This window comes from Nocardia rhamnosiphila NBRC 108938, from assembly GCF_000720425.1.
In the GTDB taxonomy this organism is placed as follows: Bacteria; Actinomycetota; Actinomycetes; order Mycobacteriales; family Mycobacteriaceae; genus Nocardia; species Nocardia rhamnosiphila.
The window spans coordinates 1-6397 of record NZ_JOAJ01000024.1; the positions used below are offsets into that span (position 1 = coordinate 1).

The following is a 6397-nucleotide window of genomic DNA, read 5'->3' on the forward strand; positions in this document are numbered from 1 at the left end:
TCGCGGCCACACCGGTGAGCAGGTACTTGACGGTCGATTTCACGCAGTCTCCTCGAGATTGGATCCGGAACCCTTTGACTCCGTATCGCTTACACCACGGTCTTGTTACTTTCGGTCCCTAAACGTCGGCGCGACATCATCAGCGACACCCGGGGCAACGGGTGTCGCACGGTGGTACCCCGTAAAGCGTTCTCCCCAAGGGGGAGTGCAGCCGGGCCCACCCGAACGGCGCGACGGATCTTTTGTGGATGCCAAGAATCCGGCGTCAGCATTGCAAAATTAGGTTTGTAATGCAAACTTACGTGCATGACAAACCAAGAGGGCTCATCTGTGGAAGCCGCGCGGCAGACGCTTTCGACCACCCGGCACCTCGCTCGCCGGGTACGCCGCGCGCAGCGCAGTACCTGGTTCCCGCTCGTCTTGCTGGGCCTGGTGGTCCTGGCGGCGGCGCCCTTCTATCGCATAGGTCGCCATGCCGTCACCTGCGATCCGGCGCTGGGTGCTCGCGGCGGCGTGCAGATCATTCACCGCGGGTCCTGTGTCCAGGTCGTGAGCTGGCCGGCCGGGGTCTATTGGATGGTCGCCTTTGTCCTGGCATACACCGCGATCGCCGCCGTCTACCTGCATCGGGCCCGCAGCCGGGGGGTCGGCGTCCGGATCCTGCCGTATGTGGGTTCCGGAATCGGTGCCGGGCTGGTTTTCGGTATCGCCGCCGCGTGGTCTCACCAACTCGACCTGGCGGGCCACTTTCCGTCCGGCCCGGTCGCCGTCGGTATGGTTCCTCTGGTGTCCATCGGCCTGACATTGTTCGTACTGGCATGGCTGGAACGGAACCGGGCGCTGCTGGTGTTCACTGTCGGCTATTCGGTTCTCGCTCTTGCGGCGTGCGGGATCGGCACCGGGAGTCTCGGGCTGAACACCGGCGCCGGCCTTGGTCCGATGTGGGGGTTCCTGCCCGGCCTGACCGTCGCCGGCGGTGCGCTACTACTCGGCGGCATCGGTTTCGCACTGGCGCACCGGCGTGGGTTATGACTCACCCGGCGAGCGGGCTCGACGACGTCGTTCACCAGCGCGTCCGACTGGGCATCCTCACCATCGCCCACGAGGCCCGTCGCGTGGAGTTCGGCTTCCTCCGGACCACACTGGACTTGACCACCGGCAACCTTTCCCAGCACCTGACCGTGCTGGAAAAGGCGGGCCTGGTGCAGATCGAAAAGGGCTACGAGGGCAAACGCGGCCGCACCTGGATCCACCTGACCGCAGCCGGCACGAGAGCGTTGCGCGAAGAGATCGCCCACCTGAAGCGAATCATCGACCACGTCGAGCAGGCCTCCGCGGAGAACCAGTCTCCGAAGCTCTCGTAACCCGATAGAAACCCTGTCGCGTACCCCGGCCGAGCCACAATGTACGGCGATCCGATCAGTGCTTCGGAACCCCTCATGCTGAATCTGTAGAGCGGGCGCCGGCCGACCGAGCGGCTGTAGTGGAGGGTGCGGGGGTTGGGAGGAGGCGCTGACCGGCGGATGTTTATCCGGCGCTTGACTGGCTAAGTCGGTGGGGCCGGAGGCGGGTTAAGCAGTCAGCTTTTCTCTGGACCTGCCGTTGGCGGCCGGGTGTCATGCTCGAGCACCCCGAGGCCGCTGGCGGTGGGGTTGCGGGGCTGTTGGTGGAGCGGTTTCCCGACGAAGCGTACGACAGGGTCCGCCGCGGGTCGCGGGAGGTCTCTGTGCCCGCAAAACGGGCCATTGCGTGGTGCGTGGTGGTGGGGTTTGCTTCGATATCGGAATGTGAGCGGCATGTACCGGGGCGTGAATGGCCCCAGGACAAGGTGGTTCTTCCAGCTGTGTCTCGACGACCAGATCGCGGTGCTGGCCGATCCCGGCCGGGAACTCCCCGAACCGATGACAGGTAAGCACGAAGCCCCAGTCGAGATGGCCACCGACTCGCAACCGCGGCGGTATCGGCTCACCGCGCCGGTCGCCGAGGAGCTACGCGCCCGCCGCGACCGGCTCACCCGCTGGTGGCAGACACTGACCATCGAACAGCGCACCGTCCTGATCGAACACCGCGACACCTGGCTACCCAGCTCCTTCCGCGACATCGTTCCCGCCGCGGAGGGCGTACTCACCGAATACCATCGCGACCCGGTCTCCGGCGAAATCGAACCGCGGGTATTCGTCACCGCGATGACCCGTGTCTTCCTGGAAGCGCAAGCGCGCACCCTCCCCGAGGCCGCCGACCACCGGCCTGGCACCGCCCCAGCACCCGACTTGGGACAGTGTTCATAAATTTATGCATTCTTGAACAGGTTTCCTCGGAAACATCGCTGGTCAGCGATGTACACCCGTCGATTTCGTCCAAGAAGCTCCCATTGGTGGAGACCTTGCCGGTGCGTGCTTCACGATGTCCGTTGATGCGGTCGGCGATGACGCAAAGCTGGCTTGCAGCAAGCTCGCGGCTGGCCTTGGTCGATGAGGCGGTATCGGACTGCTGTCCGGTGGCGCTCAGTTCGATGCCGACCGGGTCGAGTCGGTGTCTGCGGTGTCTTGAGTCAAGGTCTTGGCAGAAACTCGCTGGTCACGTAGTTGATGCCACGGCTGGTGAGATACCTGAAAGCGCTCGGTAATGCCGATTCCAGGATGGGCCGAGTCGCCGCCAGCTGGTTACGGTCGCGCGAGTTGGGCTGTGACACAAGAGGAGGTTTCTGGGCGTCGAAGATCAGGCGAGTCGGTCCGGTTCGGTCTCCTCGGGTGCACTGGGGCTTTCGAGTGTCGCGTTGGTCATCCCGCGGGCTGTGATCTTGTGGCCGCGGCCTGGGGTCCAGTCTCTGATCACGGTTGTCTGCTCCGGGTTGAGCTGCTTCCGGCCGCGCCGTATGTTTTCGGCGCGCATTTCGTGGGCGGTGAAAAGTCGTGAGAGCTCATCGAACTGGGTCGGCGTCACGAAGGTCAGGTAGTAGTCGTCGCCGGAACTCAGCGACGCCAGGACAGCTCCGAGGGCGGACGCATGCTCACCGATCTCTTCCAGGAACGCGGTGAGGTAGTCGGCTCGATCGTCGCCGGCATGCTCAGCGTCGAAGGCGGCCACCCAATCCCAAGACAGCGCCGAGGGATAGGACCGCAGCGAGGCCAACTGCTCGCGGACAGAGGGGGGTCGTCCGCGCAGGAGATGACCGCAATACCGGCGCCTTCGTCCGGGGATTCTGCGATGCGAATCGATTCGGTGAGCCCCGGTGTGAGATGTGCAAGTCGATCAGCCATGATGTGCCGCACGCTGAGCTCGAAATCGGATTCTTTCGCATCCGCGTGCCCGCGGTAGATGCCGTCCGCATCTACGTGGTCCGCGAAGTCCCGCCAGTCCAGGTTCGCGTCATTGATGTTGGTGTCGACGCTCGCCAGCTGGTCGGGCACGACCCGGAACGGCTGGTAGTTGCCTCGGTGGTAGTCCTGGGGTGGCAGGACCCAGACCGCGAGGATAGGACGCTCGGGGTCGGTAAGGGTGGTCTCGTCGGCGAGGAAGGACACGATCGCCCCGCCCGGATGCTTCGCCTTCAACGCTTCGGGGCTCAGGCCTTCGAATTCCGGGTCGTTCACCACAGTCGTATAGGCCAGGAATCCCTCTTTGCTGGGCGTCAGGACCTCTCGGACCAGAGAACCCCACGCGCTGTCGTCACCGAACCACGTGCGGACGAGGACCGATTTTCTTGGTATCCCTGCCATGCCCGAACAATAACGGCAGGGACCGACACGCACCGGTGTCAGTTCCTGCCGATACCAACCGATCTTGGCCGCCTCGAGACCATAGGCCGGATAGCGTGTGCGGCCCGTCATGAAAGACCACGAACTCGCCGAAGTCCGCACAGAGCTCGGCTTCACCGACATGCCATGGGACCGCCCGTTCACCGACGAGCAACTGGCACTCATCGCCGTCCCGACTCTCGTGGCCTTCGGAGCCGAAACGGTAGTGAACGACGTCGAACGCGCGGCAGATCGCGCCCGCCGACGCATCCGGTCGGTCGAGGTCGAAATCTACCCCGGAGTCGGACACGACCTGCTGTGGGCCAACCCCGAGCAGATCATTCCCCGCTACCTCAGCTTCGTCGGCAACCACGACCAGATCCACGCCTGACCCGTACCCGGCCGGACTACGCGGCCCTCGCCACTTACGTCACCTGGCAGTACGAGAACACCGCCACTTATCGCTGCGAGTCACACATCTACCGCTGCGAGTCGCAGCGGTAGATGTTCATCAATTGATGCATTCTTGGACGCTTAGAGCAAGATCATCGCTGGTCAACGATAATTTCTGATGGCTTTCCGTCCATGAAATGCCCTTTTATGAACACTCGGCATGGATAGTGCGATACGGGTTGGAGCGCTGGATGGCCACCAGCCCTGCTCAGCCGCCAGTGGTCAGTCGGAAGCGCAGGATAGGGTTCCGGAACGTTGACAGTGAAAGTCACACCGAGGAATTGCCTCAGATCGGGGTACCGGCCGGGCCGACTGCGACGGCCGACCCGCCGGCACGCCTCGGGGTCGGGGTGGGCTTTCTACCGTGCCTCGGAAACCGCGGTGAGCGCACTGCGTAGTGCGGCGGCGGCTTCGGATCGCGCCGTGCCACTGTCGTCGAAGGGATGGCGTAGGAATTCGTGGATCATTCCCGGGTAGCGGCGTACTTCGGTCGGCACACCGGCGCGGGCCAGTGCGGCGGCGTACTCTTCGCCCTCGTCGCGGAGGGCATCGTATTCGGCGGTGATGACCAGGGCCGGCGGTAGTCCGCGATGGTCGGTCGCCAAGAGGGGCGAGACACGCGGATCGAGTTTTTCTTCCTCGCTGGTCAGGTAGTTGTCCATGAACCAGTGCTGGCCCTCGCGAGTGATGTTCCCGTATTTTCCAGCGAATTCCCGGATGCTGTCGTTGGTGCGGCGGAAATCCGTATCGGGGTAGATGAGCAATTGGAAGGCCAGCGCCGGTCCGCCCAGATCGCGGGCCATGTGGGTGATGACCGCGGCGAGGTTGCCGCCGGCGCTGTCACCGGCGACCGCGATCCTGGTTGCGTCGGCGCCGAAGCTGTCGGCGTTGGCCGCGACCCATCGTGTAGCGGCGAAGCACACGTCCGGTGCGGTGGGGAATTTGTGTTCAGGGGCTCGCGGATAGTCGACCGAGACGACGATGGCGGCGGCGCCATTGGCGAGGCTGCGGCACAGGCCGTCGTGGGTATCGAGATCGCCGAGGACGAATCCGCCGCCGTGGAAGAACAGCACCACAGGCATGGGCGCCGCACCGGCCGGGGTGTAGATCCGTATCGGAACCTGGTGGCCCGCCAATGCGATGGTCCGATCCTCGACCGTGGCCACCGATTCCGGCTCGGCGAGCATCGGGATCTGGCGGCGTAGTGCCTCGCGCGCCTGTGCGGGAGTGAAGGTGTGCAGTTCCGCGAAGCCTGCGCGTGAGATCCGATCCAGATATGTCTGCACCTGCGGATGCAATCCCGAGGCGGGCGTATTCGATGTGCTCATGCCGCTATCCTGTTACTTGAAGCATGGTTCAAGTCAAGGAGAACGGGTATGGAGCTGCTCGATATCGCCGAGGTGGCCGACCGGTCCGGATTGGCACCGTCCGCCCTGCGGTTCTACGAACGACGCGGCCTCATCCGGTCGGCCGGACGTAACGGTCTGCGCCGCACCTTCGAACCGGATGTACTCGACCGGCTGACGCTCATCGATTGTGCGCGTGGAGCGGGTTTCACCCTTGCCCAGATTCAGCGGTTCCTCGCCGCGACGCCCGACGACACCGAGCTGCGCGCCCACCTCGCAGTCAAGGCGACGCAACTGGACCACGACATCGCGCGGCTGACCCGGATGCGCGACAGTCTGCGCCACGCAGCGACCTGCACCCACCAGCCCCTGGTCGAGTGCCCCCAGTTCAAAAACACCCTCGCCGACAGTGATCATCCGCTCCCAGCGCCGACATCCGCCCCGATGGGCGTCGGCGGTCAGACGGATAGAGCCACACACTGTTCATAAATTGATGCATTGTTGAACAATTCTGCGAACTAAATCGGTGGTCAGCGATGCTCAGATGTGAATCCGTCCAGGAATATACCTTTGATGAACAGACGCAGCCAGGCCCGGCCGGTGCGCCGACGCGGGCGTAGGAGTTGTTCACCGTGGCCGGCGTCTGATGCGGCGATTGGGTCTCGCGTAAAACCTGCTACCCGGATGATCGGACCGCCTGCCCGACCGTTCGCCTGCCAAGGCCGTTCTTGGGGGCCGGTCAAGATAGCATCGGGGCCGGTACTAGGTGTACTGCCCAGGCAGGTTGGTCGAGGGTTTGTGGCGACACGCTGTAGGTGATCGTTGAAATGGTGAAGGTCTCCGTCGTGGAGTGGGAGTTGC

At 64.0% G+C, this 6397-nt stretch carries 8 protein-coding genes; 5 read left to right on the top strand and 3 right to left on the bottom strand.

Going from position 1 to position 6397, the window contains the following annotated elements:
• Positions 1-306: 306 nt before the first annotated feature.
• From IG75_RS0135350 to IG75_RS0135360, 3 genes are all read left to right on the top strand, one after another.
• Entirely contained in the window at positions 307-1032 is a 726-nt protein-coding gene (locus IG75_RS0135350) for a hypothetical protein (RefSeq protein ID WP_063834236.1), read from the top strand.
• Positions 1029-1364 carry a transcriptional regulator gene (locus tag IG75_RS0135355; RefSeq protein ID WP_030525714.1) on the top strand — a complete coding sequence of 112 codons (336 nt, stop codon included), beginning with the start codon at positions 1029-1031 and terminating at the stop codon, positions 1362-1364. The genes IG75_RS0135350 and IG75_RS0135355 overlap by 4 nt, the downstream gene beginning before the upstream one ends.
• Before the next feature lie 444 nt (positions 1365-1808).
• Complete coding sequence (locus tag IG75_RS0135360; RefSeq protein WP_156059424.1) at positions 1809-2288, top strand: hypothetical protein; 480 nt, start codon at positions 1809-1811, stop codon at positions 2286-2288.
• 430 nt (positions 2289-2718) lie between these two features.
• On the opposite strand, the gene IG75_RS40980 is transcribed toward IG75_RS0135360, so the two are convergent.
• Both IG75_RS40980 and IG75_RS39485 read right to left on the bottom strand, forming a co-directional pair.
• Positions 2719-3087 (bottom strand): hypothetical protein, encoded by a 369-nt coding sequence (locus IG75_RS40980; protein WP_030526104.1) that lies wholly within the window; start codon positions 3085-3087, stop codon positions 2719-2721.
• Complete coding sequence (locus IG75_RS39485; RefSeq protein ID WP_156059418.1) at positions 2973-3830, bottom strand: DUF6924 domain-containing protein; 858 nt, start codon at positions 3828-3830, stop codon at positions 2973-2975. The genes IG75_RS40980 and IG75_RS39485 overlap by 115 nt, the downstream gene beginning before the upstream one ends.
• Here IG75_RS39485 and IG75_RS0135370 point away from each other — a divergent pair.
• Complete coding sequence (locus tag IG75_RS0135370) at positions 3829-4128, top strand: alpha/beta fold hydrolase family protein (RefSeq protein ID WP_156059415.1); 300 nt, start codon at positions 3829-3831, stop codon at positions 4126-4128. The two genes, IG75_RS39485 and IG75_RS0135370, sit on opposite strands and share 2 nt — an antisense overlap.
• A gap of 421 nt (positions 4129-4549) precedes the next feature.
• On the opposite strand, the gene IG75_RS0135375 is transcribed toward IG75_RS0135370, so the two are convergent.
• Complete coding sequence (locus IG75_RS0135375; RefSeq protein WP_030525710.1) at positions 4550-5518, bottom strand: alpha/beta hydrolase; 969 nt, start codon at positions 5516-5518, stop codon at positions 4550-4552.
• Between the two features lie 48 nt (positions 5519-5566).
• Here IG75_RS0135375 and IG75_RS0135380 point away from each other — a divergent pair, with 48 nt between their 5' ends.
• On the top strand, positions 5567-6025 hold the full coding sequence (locus tag IG75_RS0135380) for a MerR family transcriptional regulator (protein ID WP_051715620.1): 459 nt from the start codon (positions 5567-5569) through the stop codon (positions 6023-6025).
• Positions 6026-6397 lie beyond the last annotated feature (372 nt).